A 23,733-nucleotide genomic window follows, 5' to 3' on the forward strand; every position below is an offset into this window, starting at 1 on the left:
CTCCGCGCCGGGCAACTGTCCGGGACGCAGACACGCGTCCCGGGTGGCCGCTGAGGCCTTCCGTGGCGGCGAACTGGCCGGACACGGAGTCGTCTGAGGGGGATGTGCACGAGGTGATTCCTGCCGGGTCGGCTTCATGTTGACCGTCGACGTCGGACGAGACCCACTCACGGGCACGACAATCCCGATTGGCCACGCGCCGTTCGGCCGCTCCCCCGGGATCGCCTCGCGGACCGCTCACCGCTGGCGGGGCAAGCGTACGGGAGATGTTCCGGGATTCAGGGACGACCGGGCGTCCGTGGCTTCAGAAAAGCATACTACCCGCTGCCCGTCCCCACACGCGTCCCCCTCGCGAGTCCTGCCTGGCGTGTCCTCATCCCCACCGACGGGCGGTAACCTAACAGCCCACTGCGGCTGAGTGGAAGGAGGTCGGATGTTCGGAACGATGCTCGACACCCCGTTGCTCGTGTCGCGGATCCTCGACCACGCCGCGGAGCGCCACTCCAGCTCCACGGTCACCGGTTTCGTCGGCGACATGGTGCCGCGGACCTCCCGGTTCGACGTGATCGCGGCCCGGGCCGCGGCCACTGCGCACGCCCTGACGGATCTCGGTGTGGGTGACGGCGACGTCGTGGCCGTACTGTCCGGTAGCCGCCCCGAGGTCATCGAGTCGATGTTCGCGATCCCGTCGATGGGCGCGGCGATTCTCTCGCTCAACGTCTTTCGATCCCGATCGTTCCTCCTCGCCGCGCTGCGCGACAACGACGTCTCGGTGCTGCTGGTCGATCCGGAGTTGCTGCCCCGCGCACTCGACGTGATCGGCGATCTGGAGCACGCACCCCACCTGGTCGTGTTCGATGACGAGGTCCACGGGGACACCCCCGCAGTGTCCGGGGACGTACGGGGCGGGCAGCTCCACGCCCTCGAGGCACTCCTCGACGGGCGACCGACCACCTTCCCGTGGCCTGCAGTGGACGAACGCACCGCCGCCGCGCTCGCGTACACCTCCGGCACCACGGGACTGTCGAGAGCAGTCGCGTTCACGCACCGGTCGATATGGCTTCACTCCATGCAGATCTGCATGGCCGAGGGTGCCGCCCTCAGTAGTGGGGACAGCGTCCTGACGACCGTGCCGATGCACCACGTGCTGTCCTGGGGGTTGCCGTACGCGGCCTTCATGACCGGGGCCGGCCTCATCACCGCACGGCCGCGGCCGGGTCAGGCCATGCACTCCGGACGCGAGCTGGCGGACCTGCTGGCCACGTTCAGGCCCAACAAGGTCGCGACCACCCCGGCCTCGCTCCAGCGCCTCCTGCGACACCTGGAGAACCACCCGCAACCACTGGGCCACCTGGCCGAGGTCCTGGTCGGCGGCTCTCCGGTGCCGGAGGCGCTGTTCGACGCCTTCGTCACCCGGCACGGGGTCACCATCATGCAGGCCTACGGGCTCACGGAGTCCAGCCCGATCGCCACCTTCGCCCGCGCCGACCCCCACTCCTCGGCGACCCATCGCCGCGCCCAGATCCTCGGGCAGGGCCGGTTTCCCGCCGGGGTCGACGCCCGGATCGTCGAGTCCGGACGAGTCCTCCCGAACGACGGGTGGTCCGTCGGCGAACTCCAGCTCAGGGGCCCGTGGGTCACCGCCCGCTATCTGGACGACGACGCCACCGACCGGTTCGTCGACGGTTGGCTGCGCACCGGGGACATGGCCACCATCTCCCCGCGGGGCTACCTCGACGTGGTCGACCGGGTGGACGACATCATCGCCTCGGGGGGCGAGCTGATCTCCTCGATAGAACTCGAGCACGCGGTCCTGCGGGACGATCGGGTGGCCGATGCAGCGGTGATCGGGGTGCCGGACGAACGCTGGGGCAATCGCCCCATGGTCCTGGTCCACCTCAAACCCGGCGCGGCGGCCACCGCCCGGTCCCTCTGGGACTCACTGGAGGGCCACGTCGAACTCTGGAAACGCCCTGATCACTGGGCTTTCGTCGACGACATCCCGCGCACGTCGGTGGGAAAGTACGACAAGCGGGCCATCCGTTCGCTGCACGCCGAGGGGGCTTATCCGGTCACCACCATCTCGCCCGGTTCCGCCACCTGATCACGCGGGTGTCGTGCTCACTGCTCGGCGAGCACCCGTGCGCCCTCGGCGATCTCCAGGTCCAGGACCTGCCACCCCTGCGCCTCGGCGTCAGCGCGCAGGTCGGTCGGCAGCGGGGTGGTCCCCAGCACCAGAACGGTGGGTCCTGCTCCGGAGACCGTGGCGGCGAGACCCCGGCCCCGTAGCCTAGCGATCCACTCCGTGGTGCCGACGAGCGCCGGCGCCCGGTAGGACTGGTGCAGTCGATCCTCGGTCGCGGCGAGCAGGAACTCGGGGTGCGCGGCCAGCGCCACCGACATCAGCGCGGCTCTACTGGCGTTGAAGGCCGCATCCTCGTGGGGCACCGTCTCCGGGAGCAGACCGCGCGTCTGAGCCGTCGACGAGGTCTCGGAGGGCACCAGCACGGTGGCGACGATCGTCGGGTCCACCTCCATGCGGACCGCCCGGTAGGTCACGGCGGTCGCCGACCTCTCGGTCCACGAGACCACCACCCCACCGAGGACGCTGGCCGCGGCGTTGTCAGGATGGCCCTCGAACTCGCTCGCCAGCTGCACCAGGTGCTCGTCTGTCAGCACCTGACCCATCAACCCGTTCGCCGCGACGAGTCCCCCCACCGCCGCCGACGCGGAGGAACCGAGACCCCGGGAATGGGGGATCGCGTTGGTACAGGTGATCCTGACCCCGGGGGCGCCCGTGCCGCCGGCCCGGAGACCGGCCTCGACCGCCTTGGCGACAAGGTGTGAGGCGTCCTCGGGAACCTGCCCGGCCCCCTCCCCCGAGACCTCGAGTTCCAGGCCCGACGCGATCGTCGTCACCGTGATGGTGTCGTAGAGTCCCAGTGCCACACCGAGGGCGTCGAACCCCGGACCGAGGTTGGCGCTGGAGGCGGGCACCTCGACGGTGACCGAGCGGCCGACCTGCAGGATACGTCCGCCGGAGCTGCCGAAGACCTCCGGACCGGCAACGCTCACGGCGCTCACTCCAGCCCGAGGGCGCCGGCGACGGCGGAGGGATCCACCGGGATGGCCTCCACCTCAGGCATGCCCAGCAAGGCGGTGTCCGGGTCCTTGAGTCCGTTGCCGGTCACGGTGCAGACGATCGTCTGGCCGGGCTCGAGTTCTCCGTTGGCGTGAGCGTCGAGCAGGCCCGCGACCGACGCCGCGGAGGCCGGCTCCACGTACACGCCGTCCTTACCCGCGACGGTGCGGTAGGCCTCGAGGATCTGCTCGTCGGTGCGCTTGCGGAACGTCCCGCCGGACTGGTCGCGGGCGGCGACGGCGCCGTCCCAGGACGCCGGCGCGCCGATGCGGATGGCGGTGGCGATGGTCTCGGGGTTCTTGACCGGCGCGCCGTCCACCAGGGGCGCCGCGCCCGCTGCCTGCACGCCCATCATCCGGGGACGGGTCGAGATGACGCCGTCGGCGTGGTATTCGCTGTAGCCCTTCCAGTACGCGGTGATGTTGCCCGCGTTGCCGACCGGGAGGAAGTGCAGATCGGGAGCCCGCCCGAGCACGTCGACGATCTCGAACGCGGCGGTCTTCTGGCCTTCGATCCGCACCGGGTTGACCGAGTTGACCAGGCCGATCTCCGCGTACGTCGCGGTGGTCTTGCGGGCCAGCTCCAGGCAGTCGTCGAAGTTCCCGTCGACCTGGATGATCGTGGCACCGTGCATGACCGCCTGTGCCAGTTTCCCGGCGGCGATCTTGCCCTGGGGGATCAGCACCGCGCAGCCCATGCCGGCCCGGGTCGCATAGGCGGCGGCCGAGGCGGAGGTGTTGCCGGTCGAGGCACACAGCACGGCCTTCTGACCGCGCGCCCTGGCGTCGGTGACGGCCATCGTCATCCCGCGGTCCTTGAACGAGCCCGTCGGGTTGAGGCCCTCCACCTTGAGGTAGACCTCGCACCCGGTCACCCCGGAGAGGTAGGGGGCCGGCAGGAGCGGGGTACCACCCTCGAAGAGCGTCACCGTCTCCCAGGTGTCCCCGATCGGGAGGCGGTCGCGGTAGGCCTCGATGAGACCGGGCCAGCGGTAATGCACGGGCTGATATGTGCTGCTCATTCTGTGTCCACTCCCTCGAGTCGGATGACGCTGGTGATGACCGAGACCGCGTCCTGGTCGGAGAGCGCTGAGACCGTGTCGGCGAGCGCGCGCTCCGAGGCTCGGTGGGTCAGGACGGTGAGCTCGGCGGTGGGCTCGGCGTCGTCCAGCTCGGAATCGGGGAACTCGACCTCGGTCTGCCGGACCTGGGCGATGGACACCCCGTGGCGCGAGAACTCGGCCGCGACCAGAGCCAGGACCCCGGGCTTGTCGGCCACGCGCATCCGCACGTGATAGCGGGTGGAGACCTCGTCCATCGATGCCACCGGCAGCGCCGCGTAGGTCGACTCCCCCGGTGCCCGGCCCGAGTCGACCTTGTTCCGGGCCGCGGCGACCATGTCCCCGAGGACGGCGGACGCGGTCGGGGATCCCCCGGCTCCCTGCCCGTAGAACATGAGCCGGCCTGCCGCCTCCGCCTCGACCACGACGGCGTTGAAGGCGCCGTTGACGGTGGCGAGCGGATGGCTGTCGGGGAGCAGCGCCGGGTAGACGCGCGCCGAGACGGCCTCACTGCCGTCCTCGCGCTGCAGCTTCTCGCAGATCGCGAGGAGTTTGATGGTGCAGTCCATATCGCGGGCCGAGGCGAAATCGTCGGGCGTGATCCGGGAGATGCCCTCCCGGTAGACATCGCCCGCCGTCACGCGGCTGTGAAACGCGATCGAGGCCAGGATCGCGGCCTTGGCCGCCGCGTCGTATCCCTCGACGTCCGCCGTGGGGTCGGCCTCCGCGTATCCGAGCCGGGAGGCCTCGGCGAGGGTCTCGGCGTAGTCGGCGCCCGTGGACCCCATCGCGGAGAGGATGTAGTTGGTCGTCCCGTTGACGATCCCGAGGACCCGCTGGACCTGGTCACCCGCCATGGAACGCCGCAGGGGTCCGATCACCGGGATCGCGCCGGCCACGGCCGCCTCGAAGTACAGGTCGGAGCGGGTCGAGTCCGCGGCCTCCGCCAGTTCGTCGGTGTACTCGGCGAGCAGGGCCTTGTTGGCGGTGACCACGGCCTTGCCGTTGCCGAGCGCCTCCAGCAGGAGGGGACGCGGGACGTCGATACCGCCCATCAGTTCGACGACGACGTCGACGTCGTCCCGCGAGACGAGCGAGGACGGATCCGCCGTCAGCAGATCGGGGTCGATCCCGCGGTCGCGGGACAGGTCGCGCACCGCGACACCCCGCAGGACGAGCGGAGCCCCGATCCGGGAGGCGAGCGCCTCCGCGTTCTCCGTCATGTAGCGGATGACCTCGGTGCCGACGGTGCCCATTCCGAGCACCGCCACTCCAACGGGTCGCGCGCCAGACGCCGTTGCGTCGCTCACTGTCCCACCTCCAGGCTCGTCAGATCGTCCAGGGTTTCACGTCGGAGCACCAGGCGTGCCCGTCCGTCACGGACCGCGACCACCGCGGGCCGACCGATCAGGTTGTACCGGCTGGACATCGAATAGCAGTAGGCGCCGGTCGCCGCGACGGCCACCAGATCCCCTGCCCCGGTGTCCTCGGGCATCCACAGGTCGCGGACCACCACGTCACCGCTCTCGCAGTGTTTCCCCACGAGTCTCGCCACGACGGGCTCCGCGGTCGACGAGCGGCCCACCAGACGGGCGTCGTACTCGGCGTCGTACAGGGCGGTCCGGATGTTGTCGCTCATCCCGCCGTCGACGCTGATGTAGCGACGTCTCTCCCCTCCGGCGAGCTCGACGTCCTTGACCACGCCGACCTCGTAGAGGGTGACCGTGCCGGGTCCGGCGATCGCGCGGCCGGGCTCGACGACCAACGTGGGGGGCGCGAGCCCGACGTCGGCCGAGAACCCGTCGACGATCTCCGTCAGCGCGGTGGCCAGGTGCGCCACCGGGGGCGGGTCGTCGGTCGGGACGTAGCTGATGCCCAGGCCGCCGCCCAGGTCCAGGTGGTCGAGCTGGGCCGTGCGTTCGGCGCCGAACTCGTCGACGATGTCGCGCAGGAGCCCGATCACGCGACGCGCGGCGAGTTCGAAGCCGTCGACGTCGAAGATCTGCGAACCGATGTGGCTGTGGAGTCCGGTGAGCCGGATGTGCGGTGCGTCGAGCACCGCGCGGACGGCGGCCATGGCCGCGCCTCCCGCGAGGGAGAACCCGAACTTCTGATCCTCGTGCGCGGTGGCGATGAACTCGTGGGTGTGTGCCTCGACGCCCACCGTCACCCGGATGAAGGCGTCCTGGACCAGCCCCTCCTCGGCGGCGATACGGTCCAGCAGCGCGATCTCGGACATCGAGTCGAGGACGACGTGTCCGACTCCGCTGCGCACGGCGAGCCTGAGTTCGTCGGCGGACTTGTTGTTGCCGTGCACCGTGATCCGGGCGGGCGGGAAGTCGGCGCGCAGGGCCACCGCGAGCTCGCCGCCCGAGGCGACGTCCAGGCTCAGCCCCTCCTGCGCCACCCAGCGCGCCACCTCGGTACAGAGGAAGGCCTTGGAGGCGTAATGGACCCGGTCCGCGCCACCGAAGGCCTCCGCCATCTCGCGGCACCGGGAGCGGAAGTCGTCCTCGTCGATCACGAACAGCGGGGTCCCGTACTCGGCCGCGAGGTCATCCGCGGCCACCCCGGCGAACTCCACCACACCGTCGTCACGTCGACCCGCGCCGCGCGGCCAGACCGCCGGGTCCAGGGCCATCACCCGGGCCGCGTCGGCGGGACGCTCGCCGATGCCGGGCGCGTGCGGGAACTCGTGCCGGGACCCGGCCGGGTGCGCGCTCACATCTTCTCCGGGGCGGTGACGCCGATCAACCGCAGACCGTTGGCCAGGGTCTGTCGGGTGGCCGTGCTGAGCGCGAGTCGGGCCGCGTGGAGCGGACCGGCCTCCTCGTCACCCATCGGCAGGACCCGACACGTGTCGTAGAAGCGATGGTAGGCGCCGGCGAGTTCTTCCAGGTACCTGGCGACCCGGTGTGGCTCCCGAAGTTCGGCGGCGCTCGCCACGACCCTGGGGAACTCGCCGATCGTCCTGATGAGGGCGCCCTCGCGGTCCTCGACAAGGAGCGCGAGGTCGGCCGCGTCGGTCGTGACCCCCAGGTCGGCGGCGTTCCGGGCCAGGGAGCACAGGCGGGCGTGCGCGTACTGGACGTAGAAGACCGGGTTGTCGTTGGTCGCCGATGCCCACAGCTGCAGATCGATGTCCATGGTCTGGTCCACCGAGGAGCGGATGAGCGCGTACCGCGCGGCGTCGACGCCGATCGCCTCAACCAGGTCGTCGAGCGTGATGACGGTGCCGGCGCGCTTGCTCATCTTGACCGGGACGCCGTCCCGCACGAGGCTGACCATCTGCCCGATGAGGACCTCGATCGCTGCGGGATCGTCACCGAGCGCCGCCGCTGCGGCCTTGAGCCGTGCGATGTACCCGTGATGGTCGGCCCCGAGCATGTAGATGCACAGGTCGAACCCGCGGTCCCGCTTGTCCAGGAAGTACGCGATATCGCCGGCGATGTAGGCCGCGTTGCCGTCGGACTTAAGGACCACGCGGTCCTTGTCGTCCCCGAAGTCGGTGGAGCGCAACCACCAGGCGCCCTCGGACTCGTACAGGTTGCCGTTGCCCTTGAGCACCTCGATGGCCCGGTCCACGGCGCCGGAGGTGAACATCGAGTTCTCGTGGGTGTAGACGTCGAAGACAGTGCCGAACTCCGCGAGCGACGCCTTGATGTGGGTGAACATCAGATCGACGCCCGTGGCGCGGAACGTCTCGAGCCCCTCGGCCTCCGGCAGTTCGAGGACGTCCGGGTGCTCCGCGACGACCCGGGCGGCGATGTCGTCGATATACGCTCCCGCGTACCCGTCCTCCGGAGTCGCCTCGCCGCGGGCCGCGGCGGCCAGCGACCTGCTGAACCGATCGATCTGGGCACCGTGGTCGTTGAAGTAGTACTCCCGGGTCACCTGCGCACCGGATGCCTCGAGCACGCGCCCGAGGGCGTCGCCGACCGCCGCCCACCGCGTGCCGCCCAGGTGGATGGGGCCGGTCGGGTTGGCGGAGACGAACTCGAGGTTCACCCGACGACCGGCCATCGCGTCCCCGGTGCCGTACGCCTCGCCCTGCTCGATGACGGAGGCCGCGAGCGACCCCTGGGCACCGGAGTCGAGGCGGATGTTGAGGAATCCGGGGCCGGCGATGTCCGCCGACGCCACACCGGGATCGGCGGCGAGCGCGGTGGCGATCTCCTGCGCCAGATCCCGCGGAGAGGCTCCGACCTTCTTGGCCAACTGCAACGCGATGTTGGTGGCGTAGTCGCCGTGTTCCGGGTTGCGCGGGCGTTCGACCGTCACCGTGTCCGGCACCACCGAGATGTCGGCTCCACGCTCGGCGAGAACGGTGATGAGAGCGGCGCGGATGACGGCGGCGAGGTCGGCGGGAGTCACGTCTTCCTATCCTAGGTGTCGGCACGTCGGCAGCGGAATCGGACACCGGCTGGTGCCCAGGCGGCCGAGCCGCGGCGTCCCGATGCAGGGCCGGTTCGGGGCCGATGCGGGGCCGGGAGCGCCCCGGTGCTACGATCGGTCTCGCTGTTCAGCAGGGCGGTTCGATGCAGCCGCCCGGTGGTCAGCCTCCGGCCCCGCGGGGCCGGTATTCCGCCCTCGTAGCTCAGGGGATAGAGCGTTGGTTTCCGGTACCAAAGGTCAGAGGTTCGATTCCTCTCGGGGGCACGACAGAAACCCTCTCCCCCCCCTGCAATAGAGCGGGACGGGGAGAGGGTTTCGCCGCATCCAGCGTCCGCCCATCCCAGGGATTACACACGGATTCGGCCCACGACCAGAGGATTGTTGTCGCAGAATGGCATGCCCTGGCCCCTTGCCGAGCATCGACGTGGTCTCTAACGAGAGATTTCTCCTCGGCTCCGGCCACCCGACAGCAGAGCAGGGCCTAGGCCGATGCGCCAAACGTGGGCGGCCCACAGAATGAGCGGTGAAATCGATGTAGCGGACGGGCCCGCACAGCCTAAGGGTGACGACGAGCGGCAAATCCCGCAGTCGATCACGTCCGCACTACACGTCGTTGAGCAGAAGGGTTCCACAGGCGGCCGGGGCTAAGCCCCGCCGCCGGTTCGGGAGCGGGGTGAACGCCCGATGCACTCAGGCCTCCTGACAGGAAACTCCGTCCGGAGAATCCGCCTCGCCGATAGCCCGCCTGAACGCTACCCAAACGACGAATATGACCTTCGCCGTCTGGCCCGCTGCAACGACGAGGAGGGTCAGTTCTCACGGCCCCTTCCACCTGTCGCCCGGGTCCTGGTTCTCTTCAGCGGAGACACTGGCGGCCTGTCGCGACCAAATCCCGACGGCGATCGCCACCGGAACGCCGAGTAACCAAGCGACGGCGCCGCCGCCGGGAGATCCGAGTCCGGAGATTAGGATTCCGAGGGCGAATGCGGCGAAGAACGTTGCAGCGGCCAGGCCGAGGGCTCGGCCGATTCCCTTCGAGTTCTTGCGAGATTTCGCCACGGGCAGCGGAGCCTTGCCGCACGAAGATGCACCGTACGGGACGAGCGGGAGTGTCTCCGATACTGGCTGCGGGGGCAGCGGCGGTCTCGCCACAGGTGCGGCCCGCGGCGAAGCCGGGGCATGGTTGGGCTCAGGCGATCTCAAGGGTGGTGCAGAATGGCTGGCCGGTTGTGATCGCGGCGGCTGAGCCAGAGTTGGCTGGATCTTTACCCGCGGTGTGGACGGCATGCGAGCTTCAGCGTCGTGGCCGACATTTGCGCCTCGGCCGAAGGCCTGCTTCTCTTCTCGGATCGAGCGAGCACGCACTGCGGTGGTGGTCTGGCCGTAGGCATTGGGTACGCGGTACTGCGCGTTTGGATCGTAGGGAGGGAGGCTGGGCAGGCGCACCGCTGGGCCGTCTAGGGCTGCGTCGTCCAGCTCGTGAGCTTTGGCTGCGCGGATGGTGAGCTCCGCAGCGATTCCGGAACCCTTGATCGCGGCTCTAACCGCCGTCCCCAGCCCGCGGTCGGTGTTGTGCTCGATCGCAGGCAGAAACTTCTCGCTGGTGGCCTTAGTGAGCTCTCCAACCCGTTCGCCGTCGAGGCGTACCTCAGCAACGACCCGCCGCGATCTCGCGGAGACTATCTCTTCCTTGTGGAGGGTCACGTAGAGCGCACCGGCACCGCTTGGCGGGACGTAGTCGGCGAGAACATCGAAGTGGTCGGCTTCCTTTGTTACCTGAACAACGTTGCCGGAGGGCAGAAGATTGTGGGGCTGGGAGGGCGGATCGTTGAGCGGCAGGCTCAGGTCAGGTTCGCCCAGTCCAAGGCGCACGCTGCCGGTTTCGAATCCGGCAGAATTCTGGTACCAGATCCGGCCTGGTGCGGCCGCAGTGAGCCCGGTCGACGCGACGCGAGCAACGACGGGCCACCAATCCAAGGTGGTCTCTTTCGGGAAGTAGCCGACGACCAGTCCCTGGTAGCGGACGGAGATTGCACGGACATCGTAAGGATTGTCCGGCTCGGGGACCAGTTCCAAGTCCACCCGAACTTCGTTGTACTCGGACTTCGGGGTCCGATTCCACGCCCGCCGGATCGCAGGCAGGTAGTTCGACCCTCCGACGACCTCGAAGTCCTGCCAGATGCGGTTGACACCCCATAGGGCGTAGGGCTGGAAGACGCGGGAGCGCGTCATAGCGGGTCCTCCGTCCCGGAGTCTTGGGCGTTCTCGCTGGCGCACCCAGTTGGGCGGTGCAGATGCTCGTCCCGTGGTCGCCGATAGGTTTCGCATTCGGCGTCCACCTCGTCGTGTCGGCGGGCCTCCTCGACCACCGTGCCGAGCATGATGACGAACTGTGCGGCGCGGTACTCGTCGAGGTCGGTGACGGGAGGCACGAGTCTCCTTGGCAATCGAGGGGTAGTTCCCGGGATTCTCCCCCAGCGGCTCCCGTTTCGCAGTGGAGTCGCTCCGCTGGCTAGAGGGCCCCGAGCGGGCCGCCTTGGGCCTCGCAGAGTCTTCCGGTCTCAGCCGGGCCCGTTCTTCGGCGGCCAATAACCCCAGCCTGCCTCGTCCAAACGAAGGATTCGGCTTAGCAGGAGCTAGTTGCCCCCGGTCGCGCCGTCCTCGTAGTGGGACGACCCACACAGCCGATCACCCTCTAGGCCCATTCCGTGTCGCCAGGCCATATCTGAACAGTTCGACTCCAGGTACCGGCTTTCCGCCGCACCCGGCTGATTCGCGCAGAAGTCCGTGTTCTGAATAGTCCCATCCGACATCCGGGAGGGGCCCGGGGTACCGAATATGCACTCGACGACGTAGGGCTCGGCCTGATCCTGAGCAGGCTCGGCAGGCGCCGCCGCGGGAGGCGCAACCACAGGCGCCGCCGGTACTGAGACGATCTCAACGCTTGACAGATCGAGCACGAAAACCTTGGTGATCGGCCCACCACCGGTCGGAGTGCTGATCAGGAGTTCAGATTCCGTGTTGATGTCATCCGCGAGCCAGATGATCCCCTGGTATTTGTCGCCGGTCTGGACGTTTATTGCGTCGAGCTCGTCTGCGCTGTCGCAGGTCCGTGAGACAACCCGGTCCTTCTTGAGATAACCGTCCGGGGTGCGTTCACGAATGGTGCCGGTGTTCAGGACTGCGGCGGTCCCGTCGCCCGACTCGACGTCCACGTCCACCGCTATCGCCAGCGATTCATTTGGGGAGCCGTTGCAGGTCTCAGGGACATAGATGCGGTCAATTGTAATGTCCGCGGTGTAGTTCGGCCCATCGACGGTGAACGGCTCACCGAGCGCGATCAGGATCTCGGTCGGCTCAACCGGCGCGGCGGTCGCAGTCTCGGGTGGGGGTGAGGCCGGCTCGGAATCAGTGCGCGAGCATCCCGTGAGAGCCAGCAGCGCCACGGCGGCAACAGCAAGTGTGGGGCGCACAAGAGACCTCCCTACAGTAGAAGGTCTTTCATATCAAGCGGGGGCGCCAGTAACCTCGAATTGGGAATTGCGGTCCTCACTTGGTCGCTTGCGACGTCGGGAGCCGCCCGGGGCTCGGCGGACTCCCGCCGGTCAGCCTGCTGGCACTAACCTGCTGGCCGACTACCAACGTGCACGGCATAACCCCAGCTACCAGGCGCTCCTCGAACACACTCGTGCCCTCGCGCCCTAATCCGGCAATGCCGACCCCCGGCCGAGGACTCGATATTCGGTTCCTCTCGGGGCACCGCCGGACCAGGTCAACGCGGCAGGATGATCCCGTCGACCTCACCGATGCGCGCGACCACCCGCTCGAAGATGCCGGTCAGTGTGCTGATCTCGTCCTTCGTGAGTACGTCGATGAGGAGCTCCCGGACCTTCTCCACGTGCATCGGGGCGACCCTGGCGATCGCCTCGGCTCCTGCGGCGGTCAGGGTGACGATCGTGCCCCGGCCGTCCTCGGCGCATTCGCCCTTCGCCACCAGTCCCCGAGCTTCCATACGACGGACCTGGTGTGAGACGCGGCTGCGATCCCACCCCAGAGCAGCTCCCAGGTCCCGGGCGCGCAGACCCCGACCGTCCGCCTCGCTGAGGCTGACCAACACCGCGTAGTCGGACTGGGACATCGACGCGTCGCGCTGAAGCTGGCGTTCGGTCGCGAGGTCGAGCAACTGATTGACTTCCCTGTACCGGCGCCACATGCACTGCTCTTCGTCGGTCAACCAGCGTGTCTCGCTCATGGGGTTATTACAGCACGACCTTCCACCGCAAGGACCTTCAGCCACCGGTCCACCGTCGACCGGGGATCACCGCTCTCACTCGGGGGCCGATCCCGTTGCCCGCATCACGTGGGTGCGCGCGCCACCGACACCCGCGAAACGTGAACGGTCGCAGGTGAGGACGATGACCTGAGAGGTCGACGCCGCCGCGGCGATCACCGCTCCCATCGTGAGGCGCCGGGAGGGATCCGTGTATCCCATGGTGTCGTCGAGGAACACGGGGACACCGTTGTCCCCCACGAGCCTGGCGCAGGCGATCCGCACGATCACCGCCAGCTGCTCCCTGGCCCCACCTGACAGGGACTCGTAGTCCACGGAGACGTCCCCGATCCTCCGGCTGAGGATGGTGAGATCCTCCCCCAGCCGGACGTCGAAATCGCGCCCGTAGACGAGTCTCCCGAGCTCGACCACCGCGCGGTGGAACGGCTCCTGGTATGACCGGAGCGCCTCGGACCGACGTTGTTCGAGCGTTCGGTGGAGGAGGTCGGCCGCGCGGGCCCTGCGCCACAACGCGGCGTTCTCCCTCTCCGCCGCCTCGACCTCACGCTCCGCTACCGCGACATCCCCGAGTCGTCCCTGGTCACTGATGGCGTTGACCCGGCCGAGCGCGGTGGCCACCGCCGACGCGCTCTCCCGTTCCTCCGCGACGAGCGCGGCCAGCGAGGCCCGTGCGTTGTCGAGGAGTTCCGGAGGTGCGTCGGCGAGAGCCTCGTCCAGCCGGGCTCGCGCCTCCCGCGCGGCCTCGCGTCGGGCGTCCAGCTCCCGTCTGGTCCTGTCCATGTCGGCGTCGAGCTCGTCGTCAGACGTGATGGTCCGCGCAGCGGAGAGCGCCTCCTCGGACTCCCGGAGCCGTTCCGCGGCCTCTGCGGCCAACGCACCCCGGGTGGCGAGGTCGGTTCTCAGGGTCTGGGCCTCAGCGGCCGCGGACCGGTCCTCAGCGCGGCACCTGCTCAGCTCCTCCTCCGCCGTTGCCGCCTCCGCAATCGGATCCGGTGAACCGCCGTCGCCCGGTTCGCCGGCGACTGTGGGGTTGTCGATCGAGTCCGCGGGCGCATCCTCGTCAGACGCCACCGCCGCGGCGAGAGCCTCCCGACGTCGGGCCAGGTCCTCGGAGGTGTCCCCGTTGAGCAGGTCGGCCCTGCGTCGCCGGTGTGCCGCGATGTCGGCCCGGAGTCCCTCGGCTCGTCGTTCACGCGTCTCGGCCTCGGCGAGCGACTCGCAGCCACACTCGAGCAGTAGTTCTTCGAGGCGCGCTCTGGCCGTCGTTTCCGCGCGTCGGACGGCGTCGGTGTCCCCGGCGGGGACGACGGTCAGCGACACCGTTCCCACCCGGAACACCGTGTCCTCGACGATCTCGCGCTCCCAGCCCACGGACGCATCGATCGTCTCCTCGCCGATGCGGGCCGTCCCCTCGCCGGCGACCGTCACCGTCGGGGCGCTGGCAGCGCTCCGGACGACGGCTTCGCGCAGGGATGCCTCCGCCGCGCGGATCCGGTCGACGGTGCCACCGGGAAGGTCGATGGCCGCGAGCTCCGCCTCGGTGGCGGCGAGCTCCCGCCCGACAGAACCGAGGGTCTCGAGAAGAGAATCGAGGCCCGACAGGTCCGCGCGACGCCGTGCCTGGTCGCGGGCGTCCCGATCCGCGTCGGCCAGCCTGCGGGCTCTGGTGACCCGGTCCTCTGCCGCCTCAAGTGCGGCTCGCGCCTCACCCGCCCTGTTCTCCGCCGGCTCCAGTCGCCGCGCCGCAGCCTCGGTGGCATCCCGCAGCTCGGATTCCCGGGTCATCGCCTCCCCTCGGAGTGCGATGAGGCTCGCGCGCTCCCGCTGGAGCCGGGTCGCCGCATCGTGCGCGACCGCAGCGCGGTCGACCTCGCCCTCCGCAGCCCTCACTGCCTCTCGTAGCCGGTCGACGGACCGTCCCGACTCCTCCAATCGCGCCACCTCCGCCTCGACGGCCTCCAGGGATGAACGTCTGCTGGAATGGGCTGCGAGGTGGTGGGCGTGCTCGGCCACCGCGGCATCAAGCTCGGCCAGTCTCCCTCTGGCCTCGGAAAGGGCGGTCCGTGCATCGGCGAGCCGGGTCTCGGACCGCGCGAGGTCACCGGTCGGTTCTCCCCGTCGCGCCGTGAGATAGCGGTGACGCTCCTCAGCGACCCGCGTGAGCAGGGTGTCGTCGCCGGTGGGATCGGCCCCACCGGCTGCGGTGTCCAGGGCTCGTCTCAGCGACTCCATCCCCTTACCCGCCTCCACCTGGCCGATGGGCTCGTCCTGGGCGATGCGAAGTGCCCTCCACAGAGACCTGTCGACCCTGCGGTCGAGGACATCCCGCACGTAGTCGTGGGCGTCGTCGCCCGTCAGCGCCACCTTCGCCGACTCAGGGAACTTGAGCGACGTGCGCTTTCCGCGGACGAACTCCTTGCGGTACCGCATCCGCTCGCGGTCCACGGTGAACTCCGCCTCCACCACCACCGGGACGTCACGCCCCACCGGGCTTGCCGCCTTGATCTCCGCCCGCCCGGAGGACGCCTTGTGTTCGAGGAGCATCTCCAGGGCGTCCATGAGGCTCGTCTTCCCCGACTCGTTGGGGCCCTCGATCACGAACACACCGCGAGGGGGCACCTGCACCTCCTCCCGGGTCACGCCGCGGAAGTCCTCGACACGGAGTCTGTGCAGGATCATCTGGTGCCTCCGTCCACGAGCCGGTACAGCAGGCTGAGAGCGTTGCCCGCGTCTTCGGAGTCCGATCCGTCCGAGGCCGCCAACCCCACGAGGTCCCGCACCGCACGCTCGGCGTAGCCGTCGACCATCCCGGCGAAGTCCGAGTCGTCGGCGCGGACCACGAGATGCGTGAGCCGCTCCCGCAGGTAGGCCGCGGCGAACAACTCCGCCCACCTCTCCAGGAGATCGTCGATCCTGGCGCGGAGGGCCACGTCCACGGTTCCGGTGAGGCCCAGTTTGAGGACCGTCCTGGGTTTGTCCCGAACGGCGTCGACGACCTCCGCGAGCGCATCGAGGTCCGAGTCGGTCTCGATCTCCGCGGTGATCGCGCAAAACGCCCATCGCCCGGTGCGCACGGGTGTGACCAGGCAGCTGCCCGGGCCCCCGGTCGCCCCCTCCGCCCCGAGCTCGACGAGGAGTGCATGACCGGATGCCTTCTCCACATCGTCGAAGGCCGTGGTCTCCGGGCTTCCCGAGTACCAGATCCTGTCGCCGGTCCCCACACGGGTGACCGAGTGCCTGTCGCCGAGGGCCACGTAGTCGATCAGCCCCGACCCGACGGCGGCCTCGAGGTCTGCGACGCGGATGGCCTCGACGGACGGGGAGTCACCGCCGTAGACCTCATCGGTACCGCCGTGCGCGAGCAGCACTCGCAGGTTGTCCGTCGGTTCGAGGTCGCCGAGAAGCGCGGGAAGCCGGGCGGGATCCGGGCGTTTCGAGGTCCACGGGACCCCCACCACCTCGATTCCGGGACGCACCTCGACGGGCTCGGAGTCGCAGAGGACGGTGACTGCTCCGCCCTCCACCGCCGAGGAGAAGTCCCGACACCGCAGGACCGAGGAGACGTCGAGCGGGTCGTGGTTCCCGGGGAGGATCAGCACCGGCACCGGGAACGCGGCGAGAACCTCCGCGGCACGGAGCACGATCGAGCGGGGGACCGCGTTGTCCTCGAACGCGTCACCGGCGACGACGACGAACTCGGCGCCGTTCTCGACGGCCAGATCACCCAGCGACGCCACCGCGGCGAGACGGTCCGCGGTGTATACCGCCTGCGACTCCGTGCCGAGGAATCGCCGGGTCATCCCCAGCTGCCAGTCCGCCGAATGAAGGAATCGGATCATGCCGCCGTCCCGTCGCCTGTCCATGGCCGCATCGTAGGTCGACGCTCCGACACGGTCTCCTCGGGATGCACCCCGGCCGCGCCGATCACGGGTACCGGTACCGGGTGAAGGCGTCGAGAAAATCCTCGAGGTCGGCCACCACCCGCAACTGCTCGAGCGGGTCCCCGGTCGCCGCCGCGGCGAGCCTCCTGGTCACCGGCGCGTCGAGCAGGTCCTCGAGGCCTGCCGGGGCCGGTGTGGGAAGAGCGGGGAGCAGCGGATCCCGCCCCCACAGGCTGTCCTCCACATCGAACGCGATCGCGCCGGCGTCTCCGTCGGCGTGCCCTCCCAGCACCGCACCGACCGCCTCGGCGCTCAGTCCCCGGAGTGCGAACATCACCTCGGGGGTGGCGTCCCACCATTCCACCAGCACATAGGCGGCGGACAGCACGTGCCGACAGGGACCCGGTTGCACCGGACAGCGGCATGAGAACCGGGTGGCGCCGTGGACCGCCGGGAGCAGCAGGAACCCGACGGTGTCGGAGAACTCACCGGCGAGCGCGCCCAGGACTCCCCCGTCCTCACCCCGGAGCGCCACCCGTAGCGCCTCGGTGTCCGTGGTGTCGAGCGGGGAGAACTCGAACTCCACCGTGAACGGGTCCGCCTGGCTGCCGTCGACGTCGCACCGCACGATCCGGCCGGAGTGCTCGACCGAGAGCACCCGACCCTCACGCGCATCCCTGCGGCCGAGGGACACCTCGCTGCGGGTCGCACCGGACTCGATGTCCGAGGACCACCGGCGGCTCCACATGTGCGTCCCGAACGGCCCGGCCTTCGACCTGGTGGGGATACCCGTCCGCCCGCCTGTGCTCCGCCCGCCTCTGCCGCGTCGGCTCACGCGTCGTCCCTCCCCTCATCGGTCAGTGCGACCAGAGAGGCCAGGTCCGCGTCGGTGAGCTCGGTGAGCACGCCCGCGAGGGGCCCCAGTGTCAGATCCGCCAGCTCGCGTTTGGATTCGAGCAACTCGTCGATGCGGTCCTCGACCGTCCCGGGGGCCACGAGGGTCCGGATCTGGACGGGACGGGTCTGACCGATCCGGTGCACCCTGTCAGTCGCCTGGTTCTCCACGGCGGGGTTCCACCACCGGTCCAGATGCACCACGTGGTTGGCCTCCGTCAGCGTGAGCCCGGTTCCGCCCGCCCGGAGTGAGGCGAGCATCAGCGGCGGCCCGTGCGGGCTCTGGAACTCCTCGACCATCGATGCCCGACCGCCTGCGGTGACGCCCCCGTGGAGGAAGGGCACCCCTGTCGCCGCGCGACGCTCGAGCAGCGGGAGGATGAGATCCCCGAAAGCGCGGTACTGGGTGAACAACAGGACTTTCTCCCCCGCGTCGAGGATCTCGGTGAGGACCTCGTCCAGCGCCGCGAGTTTGCCGGACCGGTGTCGCCCACCCCGCAGCAGCGAGGACCCGTCCCCGAGATAGTGCGAGGGATGGTTGCAGACCTGCTTGAGCGCGGTGAGACCGGACAGGATCGCACCCTTGCGTGACGCGCCCTCCGACTCCTTGACCTGCTCCATCATGTCCTCGACGACCGCTTGGTACAGGGTCGCCTGCTCACGGGTCAGGGGCGCGTCGACCCTGATGTGCTGCTTGGCCGGGAGATCCGCGGCCACGAGCGGGTCCGACTTGAGCCGACGCAGGACGAACGGGGCCGCCAGGGCGCGCAACCGGGTGGCCGCGGCCTCGTCTCTGTGCGATTCGATGGGAACCGCGAACCGGGCGCGGAAGGTACTGGCCGACCCGAGCAGCCCGGGGTTGGCGAAGTCGAACACCGCCCGCAGCTCGTCCAACCTGTTCTCCACCGGCGTCCCGGTGAGCGCGATCCGGTGCCGGGCGGGGATGGAGCGGATCGCGCGGGACACCGCGGTCACCGGGTTCTTGACGGTCTGGGCCTCGTCGGCGACCACGCGACGCCACTCCACGCCGGCCAGCAGGTCGACGTCCCGGGTGGCCGTTCCATAGGAGGTCAGGACGAGATCCGAGTCCGTCATCCGCTCGGCGGCCACCTCCCCCCTGTCGCGCCCCTGACCATGGTGGACGTGGACCCGGAGCTCCGGGGCGAATCTCGACGCCTCGCGCTCCCACGTGGACACCAGAGTCAGTGGCGCGACCACCAGGGTGGGACCGGGCCCCCCGGCCGCGTGTTCGGTCGCCGTGAGCGCGAGGACCTGCATCGTCTTGCCGAGCCCCATGTCGTCGGCCAGAACCGCCCCGGTGCCGGCCCGTGAGAGGGCCGCGAGCCACCTGACGCCGTCCAGTTGGTACGGCCGTAGTGAGGCCCGGAACCACTCCGGCAGCGCGATCGGCAACGACGACGAGGGTATCCAGTCGAGAGTGGTGGGCGCCTCGACCCCGACGCCCTCCGCCTCGTCGGACATCAGTGCCGCGACGAGGGCCGGGGCTGTCGTCCTCTGACCTCGCCTGGCCGCGAGGAAGCGTGCCGCCCGTCGTAGCGCGCCGGGATCGGCGCGGACCCACTGTCCACGGAGCTTGACCAGATCCGAGGCGGCGTCGAGCAACATCCGGGCTTCCGTGGCGTCCAGCGGGCTGTCGTCGACCACCAGCTCCCAGTCGACGTCCGCCAGCTGGTCGAGCCCGAGTCTCTGCCCCGAGTCCACCGTCTCGGTCCCGGGCTCCGTGACGGTCGCCCTCACCGCGGTTCTGACCCTCGTCCAGGATCTCGGGAGGAGGACCTCGATCCCACGGCCCCGGAGCGCCTCGATTCCCTCGTCGACCAGGTCGACCACGAGGTCGGTCGGGAGCAGCAGATCGGGAGCACCGGCCGCCTGGGTGGCGCGGGACAACGGCGGCCACGAGCGGACCGCCCGCGCCACCACATCTCGTACGGGCCCGTCCACCGAGGAGGTGTCGGCGAGATCGGAGAACGGACGGAGCGAATCCGCGCCCGTCCGGACGAGCACCTGGAACCGCCAGAGGACGTCGACGCCCGGTGGCTCCTCGGCCTGACCCCCCACGGAGGCGACGTCCAGCGTGCCCCTGTCCGGCGCCGTGCCCCTGTCCGCCGCAGTGCCCCCGTCCACGGCAGCGTCCCCGACGGCGATTCCCCCGCCCTCCGTGTCGTCGTCGGACGGTTCGACCACGCGGAACACCACGTCCACGTCCTTCGCCGCAGCCGCGCGGCCGAACTCGCGGACCGCATCGGCCAGGGCCTGCCCGGCCGATGCCACCTGACCACCCGCGACCAACGCCTCGCCGAGTTCGCTGCGGCGTTCGGCCGCGAGGGGAGCCAGTGCCGCGCGGGCGTGATGATCCGCCAACTCCGACAGGAGCCGGTCCAGCTCCTCCCGGGTCGCGACCAACCCGTGACTACGGTGCAGGCTCTCGGCCGTCCAGGCCCCGATGACCGGCGAGGCGACGAGATCCCAGGTGGCGCCCCACGCCCCGTCGAGGCGAGTGAGACGGGGCACCGCGTGACCCGCGGCCACGAGGGACGCCACGCCCGAGGACAGCGCGGCCAGTGCCTGCAGTCCGGCCCCCACCCATCGCTCCTCCGGTCCGAGGAGGCGGCAGAGGTCCACAGCGTCACCGACGGACACCCGGACCCCCGGCACCGTCGCCGATCTGGCCTTGCCGTCCACGATCGCACGTACCCCGATGCGGTGGGACAGCCGATACCGCCCGAGGAAATCCACCACCTCATCCGGGGCGCCGGCCCGGGCGACGGCCGTCACGGCGGCAGCCGGCGCCACCGAGTGCGGCCGTCGCAGCCCCGTGTCGCACCACAACCCCACGACCCCGGAGTGCCAGACGGCGTGGAGACGGGGATCGGCGGTCGGGGTCACGTCGCCATGTAAGCACGTTCGTCCGACACTCCCCCGAGTGCGGGGACGGTACCGCACGCGACCGGGGCGTCCTCCGCCCCTTGTCGCGACGCCGCCGATCCACACCCGGTCGCCGTGTCCACAGGCCCGGGGCGCCGGCCACCGACGAACGGCCCCCGGGGCCGGGCGGTCACCCATACTCATCCCGTGACCGACCACTGCCCCACGCGGCCCCGGCCCCTGGGCTCCGGGCGGATCATCCCCCCGATCGGCCCGAGGGCGCTCTGTCTCACGATGGCGGTCGCGGTGTCGCTCTGCGTGGTCCTGTGGTGGGCGGAACCCAGGCACTCGGCGCCCGGGAGTCCGGGCAGAGAGGCCGTCGAGGCCCTGCTCGCTCGTGTCGACGTGGTCCCCGAACGGATAACGGTGCCGGGCTACGAGCGAGAGTGCTCCGGCGCGTCCGCGTGCGTGTTCGGGCCGGCCTGGAGCGACGCGACGGGAGCACCGGGCTCGGGGAACGGCTGCTCCACGCGTCACGACGTGCTGGCCCGCGACCTCCGGGGCACCCCCGCGGATCGCGCCTCGGGGTGCACGGTCGACGGGGGGACCCTGGTGGATCCCTACACCGGCCGGGTCATGGACGTGAGCGGATCCGGTCTCCGGGGGATCCACGTGGACCACGTGTTCCCGCTCTCCGCCGCGTGGGACCTGGGCGCCTGGGAATGGTCTCCAGGACGGCGGGCGGCGTTCGCCAACGACGTCGAGCGCAACCTGCTCGCCGTGACCGGATCCGTGAACACCCGCAAGAGCGACTTGACACCGGAGGCTTGGCTCCCACCCGACCCCGGCAGGCACTGCTTCTACGCGGCCCGCTACCTCACCGCGGCGGTGGCCTACGGACTGCCGGTGACCACGGGGGACTGGGAGGCGCTGGCTGCGGCGGTCCGGCGCTGCCCTCGTGGCGGGTGACCGCGGGACGGCAACGCCCGGGCCTGCCCGGACCTGATCGGGTGCGGTCAGTACCTGTCCGATCCGCCGCCCGAGCGGCCACGGAACCCGCCTCCGCGGCGGTCGTCGCCGTCGCCTCCCCGCCGGAATCCTCCCCCGCGCTCGTCGCGACGCTCGCCTCTGCGGGCGTCGTCGCGGCCACCGCGATCCCCACCGCGGGGACGGCCCCCGCGGTCGTCCCTCGTCGCGGACGGGCGACCGGCGGGCGGGCCGGAGTCCGGACGGATATCGATCTCCGCACCGGCGACCCGGATTCCGCGCATCGAGTCGATCTGGTCGCGGGACAGACCCGCGGGGAGTTCGACGATCGAGTGGTCGAAACGGATCGAGATGCGTCCGATGTCGCCCCCGCTGAGTCCGGCTTCGTTGGCCAACGCGCCCATGATCGACCCGGGCTTGACGTTGTTCCGCTTGCCCACGGCGATCCGGTACTGCGCCATGTCCTTGCCGGACCGCGAGGGGCGGGGCCCGTCCGAGAAGCCCCGCCCGGGGCGCTCGCGCCGGTCGTCCCGCCGCGAGTCGCGGCGATCGTCCTGACGGTCACGCCGGGCCGGCCGCTCCGGCTCCCGCATGAGGAAGTCGGCGGAATTCCTGGACTGGGTGGCGAGGGCGGCGGCGATGTCAGCCATCGAGACCGAGTGTTCGGCGGCGTACTCCTCCACGAGGCGGCGGAACATCGCCAGGTTCGGGTCGTTCAAACTCTCCGTGATCGACTGGGCGAACTTGGCCATCCGCATCTCGTTGACGTCATCCACGCTCGGCAGCTGGATCTCCGTCAGCGGCTGCCGCGTGGCCCGCTCGATCTGCGAAAGCAGCCGCCGTTCCCGCGGGGTGACGAACAGCAGCGCCTGACCACTGCGACCCGCGCGGCCCGTGCGGCCGATCCGATGGACGTACGACTCCGTGTCGTGCGGGATGTCGTAGTTGACCACATGGCTGATCCGGGGCACGTCCAGACCACGGGCTGCGACGTCCGTGGCCACCAGGATGTCGGTCCGACCGTCCTTGAGCGCCTCGATGGTCCGCTCGCGCAGGTTCTGCGGGATGTCGCCGTTGATCGGTGCCGCGGAGAATCCGCGCGCCCGCAGACGTTCCGCCAGCTCCTCCGTGGCCGACTTGGTGCGGACGAACAGGATCATCGCGTCGAAGTCCTCGACCTCGAAGATCCGCGTCAGCGCGTCGAGCTTGTCGCGGTGGTTCACCAACACATAGCGCTGCTGGATCGTCGGCGCCGTGGCCGTCTTCGACGCGACCTTCACCTCGGCCGCGTCGGTGAGGTACTTCTGGGAGATCCGGCGGATGGCAGCCGGCATCGTGGCCGAGAACAGTGCGACCTGGGTGGACTGCGGGGTGTCCGAGAGGATCCGTTCGACATCCTCCTGGAAGCCCATCGCGAGCATCTCGTCTGCCTCGTCGAGGACCAGATGGCGCAGTCCCGACAGGTCGAGCGTGCCCTTCTTCAGGTGATCGATCACCCGGCCGGGCGTCCCCACGATGATCTGGGCCCCCCGACGCAGACCGGAGAGCTGGATCCCGTAGGCCTGCCCGCCGTAGATCGGCAGGACGCTGACCTGGGGCATGTTGGCGGAGTAGGTGATGCACGCCTCGGCGACCTGGAGCGCGAGCTCGCGGGTGGGGGCGAGCACGAGCGCCTGCGGGCTCTTCACCGACGGGTCGATGAGGGAAAGGATCGGCAGCGCGAAGGCCGCGGTCTTGCCGGTGCCGGTCTGGGCCAACCCCACCACGTCGCGGCCCTCCATCACCAGGGGGATGATGGCGGCCTGGATGCCCGAGGGGACTTCGTACCCGACCTCCTTGACCGCCTTGGCGACGGCCGGGGCGAGCCCCATGTCGGCGAACGTGACGGCGCCGTCGCCCGCGTTCTCCGCGCTCTCCGTGGCCGGGGCGCGGTTCCCCGAGGCGGCTCCGCTCGGCCCGGACTCGGCCGCGGGCTCTCCGGCGGGCTCTGCGGCGGGCTCGGCCACGGGCTCGGCCACGGGCTCCGCGGCGGGCTCGGCCACGGGCTCCGCGGCGGGCTCCGCCACCGACCCGGCGGCGGGCTCCGCCGCAGGCTCCGCGGCGGGCTCAGTGGCGTCTGGGGCGCTGGCGGCGGTCTCGACCTCGTCGCCGGCGGTGGCGGTACGGTCCTCGTTGTCGTTGCTCATGAGAAGACTCA

The 23,733-nt window shown here is 70.1% G+C and carries 16 protein-coding genes and 1 tRNA gene; 3 read left to right on the forward strand and 14 right to left on the reverse strand.

All coding sequences use genetic code 11. The annotated features are described in order from the left end of the window. Positions 1-433: 433 nt before the first annotated feature. Positions 434-2,104 (forward strand): AMP-binding protein, encoded by a 1,671-nt coding sequence (locus tag H483_RS30380; RefSeq protein ID WP_017837080.1) that lies wholly within the window; start codon positions 434-436, stop codon positions 2,102-2,104. A gap of 17 nt (positions 2,105-2,121) precedes the next feature. Here the strand turns inward: H483_RS30380 and thrB are convergent, their stop codons facing one another. The 5 genes from thrB to argS are packed head-to-tail and all read right to left on the reverse strand — an operon-like array spanning position 2,122 to position 8,576. Next, positions 2,122-3,075 (reverse strand): homoserine kinase, encoded by a 954-nt coding sequence (gene thrB / locus H483_RS30385; protein WP_017837081.1) that lies wholly within the window; start codon positions 3,073-3,075, stop codon positions 2,122-2,124. Between the two features lie 5 nt (positions 3,076-3,080). Then, complete coding sequence (gene thrC, locus H483_RS30390) at positions 3,081-4,163, reverse strand: threonine synthase (RefSeq protein WP_017837082.1); 1,083 nt, start codon at positions 4,161-4,163, stop codon at positions 3,081-3,083. Next, positions 4,160-5,512, reverse strand: coding sequence for a homoserine dehydrogenase (locus H483_RS30395; RefSeq protein WP_031264913.1), 1,353 nt, complete (start codon positions 5,510-5,512; stop codon positions 4,160-4,162). The genes thrC and H483_RS30395 overlap by 4 nt, the downstream gene beginning before the upstream one ends. After that, a complete protein-coding gene (lysA, locus tag H483_RS30400; RefSeq protein ID WP_017837084.1) occupies positions 5,509-6,927 on the reverse strand; it encodes a diaminopimelate decarboxylase in 1,419 nt (472 codons plus the stop codon). Before lysA ends, H483_RS30395 begins: the two co-directional genes overlap by 4 nt. Beyond that, complete coding sequence (gene argS / locus H483_RS30405) at positions 6,924-8,576, reverse strand: arginine--tRNA ligase (protein ID WP_017837085.1); 1,653 nt, start codon at positions 8,574-8,576, stop codon at positions 6,924-6,926. Before argS ends, lysA begins: the two co-directional genes overlap by 4 nt. A 212-nt stretch (positions 8,577-8,788) precedes the next feature. On the opposite strand from argS, the gene H483_RS30410 reads away from it, so the two are divergent. Continuing rightward, positions 8,789-8,861: transfer RNA gene (locus H483_RS30410), tRNA-Arg, on the forward strand. Between the two features lie 552 nt (positions 8,862-9,413). Here the strand turns inward: H483_RS30410 and H483_RS39230 are convergent. The 8 genes from H483_RS39230 to H483_RS30445 form a co-directional block, all read right to left on the reverse strand. Next, complete coding sequence (locus tag H483_RS39230; protein WP_152427956.1) at positions 9,414-10,829, reverse strand: HIRAN domain-containing protein; 1,416 nt, start codon at positions 10,827-10,829, stop codon at positions 9,414-9,416. Next, the gene (locus H483_RS30415) at positions 10,826-11,029 is read right to left on the reverse strand and encodes a hypothetical protein (RefSeq protein ID WP_017837086.1); all 204 of its coding nucleotides are present in this window, start codon (positions 11,027-11,029) and stop codon (positions 10,826-10,828) included. Before H483_RS30415 ends, H483_RS39230 begins: the two co-directional genes overlap by 4 nt. Positions 11,030-11,233: 204 nt before the next feature. Next, positions 11,234-12,043 (reverse strand): hypothetical protein, encoded by an 810-nt coding sequence (locus tag H483_RS30420; RefSeq protein ID WP_017837087.1) that lies wholly within the window; start codon positions 12,041-12,043, stop codon positions 11,234-11,236. A 326-nt stretch (positions 12,044-12,369) separates the two neighbouring features. Beyond that, complete coding sequence (locus H483_RS30425; protein ID WP_017837088.1) at positions 12,370-12,849, reverse strand: MarR family winged helix-turn-helix transcriptional regulator; 480 nt, start codon at positions 12,847-12,849, stop codon at positions 12,370-12,372. A 75-nt stretch (positions 12,850-12,924) separates the two neighbouring features. Then, complete coding sequence (locus tag H483_RS30430; RefSeq protein ID WP_017837089.1) at positions 12,925-15,567, reverse strand: ATP-binding protein; 2,643 nt, start codon at positions 15,565-15,567, stop codon at positions 12,925-12,927. After that, complete coding sequence (locus H483_RS30435) at positions 15,564-16,751, reverse strand: metallophosphoesterase (protein WP_017837090.1); 1,188 nt, start codon at positions 16,749-16,751, stop codon at positions 15,564-15,566. Before H483_RS30435 ends, H483_RS30430 begins: the two co-directional genes overlap by 4 nt. 61 nt (positions 16,752-16,812) lie before the next feature. Beyond that, positions 16,813-17,517: a hypothetical protein gene (locus H483_RS30440; RefSeq protein WP_017837091.1), complete on the reverse strand. Its 705-nt coding sequence runs from the start codon at positions 17,515-17,517 to the stop codon at positions 16,813-16,815. Between the two features lie 83 nt (positions 17,518-17,600). Next, on the reverse strand, positions 17,601-20,570 hold the full coding sequence (locus H483_RS30445) for a DEAD/DEAH box helicase (protein WP_017837092.1): 2,970 nt from the start codon (positions 20,568-20,570) through the stop codon (positions 17,601-17,603). A 186-nt stretch (positions 20,571-20,756) separates the two neighbouring features. Between H483_RS30445 and H483_RS30450 the strand changes: the two genes are divergently transcribed. After that, positions 20,757-21,518, forward strand: a complete 762-nt coding sequence (locus tag H483_RS30450; RefSeq protein ID WP_017837093.1) for an HNH endonuclease family protein — start codon at positions 20,757-20,759, stop codon at positions 21,516-21,518. A gap of 47 nt (positions 21,519-21,565) precedes the next feature. Here H483_RS30450 and H483_RS30455 read toward each other — a convergent pair whose 3' ends face one another. Beyond that, the gene (locus H483_RS30455) at positions 21,566-23,722 is read right to left on the reverse strand and encodes a DEAD/DEAH box helicase (protein WP_017837094.1); all 2,157 of its coding nucleotides are present in this window, start codon (positions 23,720-23,722) and stop codon (positions 21,566-21,568) included. Positions 23,723-23,733 lie beyond the last annotated feature (11 nt).

The sequence above is a fragment of the Dietzia sp. UCD-THP genome (genome assembly GCF_000349585.1).
Classification (GTDB): Bacteria; Actinomycetota; Actinomycetes; order Mycobacteriales; family Mycobacteriaceae; genus Dietzia; species Dietzia natronolimnaea_A.

What these genes read in the sequence shown, in the direction of transcription:
- H483_RS39230 (WP_152427956.1), bottom strand. Translation starts at nt 10,829, where the DNA reads ATGACGCGCTCCCGCGTCTTCCAGCCCTACGCCCTATGGGGTGTCAAC.
- thrC (WP_017837082.1), bottom strand. Translation starts at nt 4,163, where the DNA reads ATGAGCAGCACATATCAGCCCGTGCATTACCGCTGGCCCGGTCTCATC.
- H483_RS30435 (WP_017837090.1), bottom strand. Translation starts at nt 16,751, where the DNA reads ATGGACAGGCGACGGGACGGCGGCATGATCCGATTCCTTCATTCGGCG.
- H483_RS30425 (WP_017837088.1), bottom strand. Translation starts at nt 12,849, where the DNA reads ATGAGCGAGACACGCTGGTTGACCGACGAAGAGCAGTGCATGTGGCGC.
- H483_RS30380 (WP_017837080.1), top strand. Translation starts at nt 434, where the DNA reads ATGTTCGGAACGATGCTCGACACCCCGTTGCTCGTGTCGCGGATCCTC.
- H483_RS30440 (WP_017837091.1), bottom strand. Translation starts at nt 17,517, where the DNA reads ATGTGGAGCCGCCGGTGGTCCTCGGACATCGAGTCCGGTGCGACCCGC.
- H483_RS30430 (WP_017837089.1), bottom strand. Translation starts at nt 15,567, where the DNA reads ATGATCCTGCACAGACTCCGTGTCGAGGACTTCCGCGGCGTGACCCGG.
- H483_RS30455 (WP_017837094.1), bottom strand. Translation starts at nt 23,722, where the DNA reads ATGAGCAACGACAACGAGGACCGTACCGCCACCGCCGGCGACGAGGTC.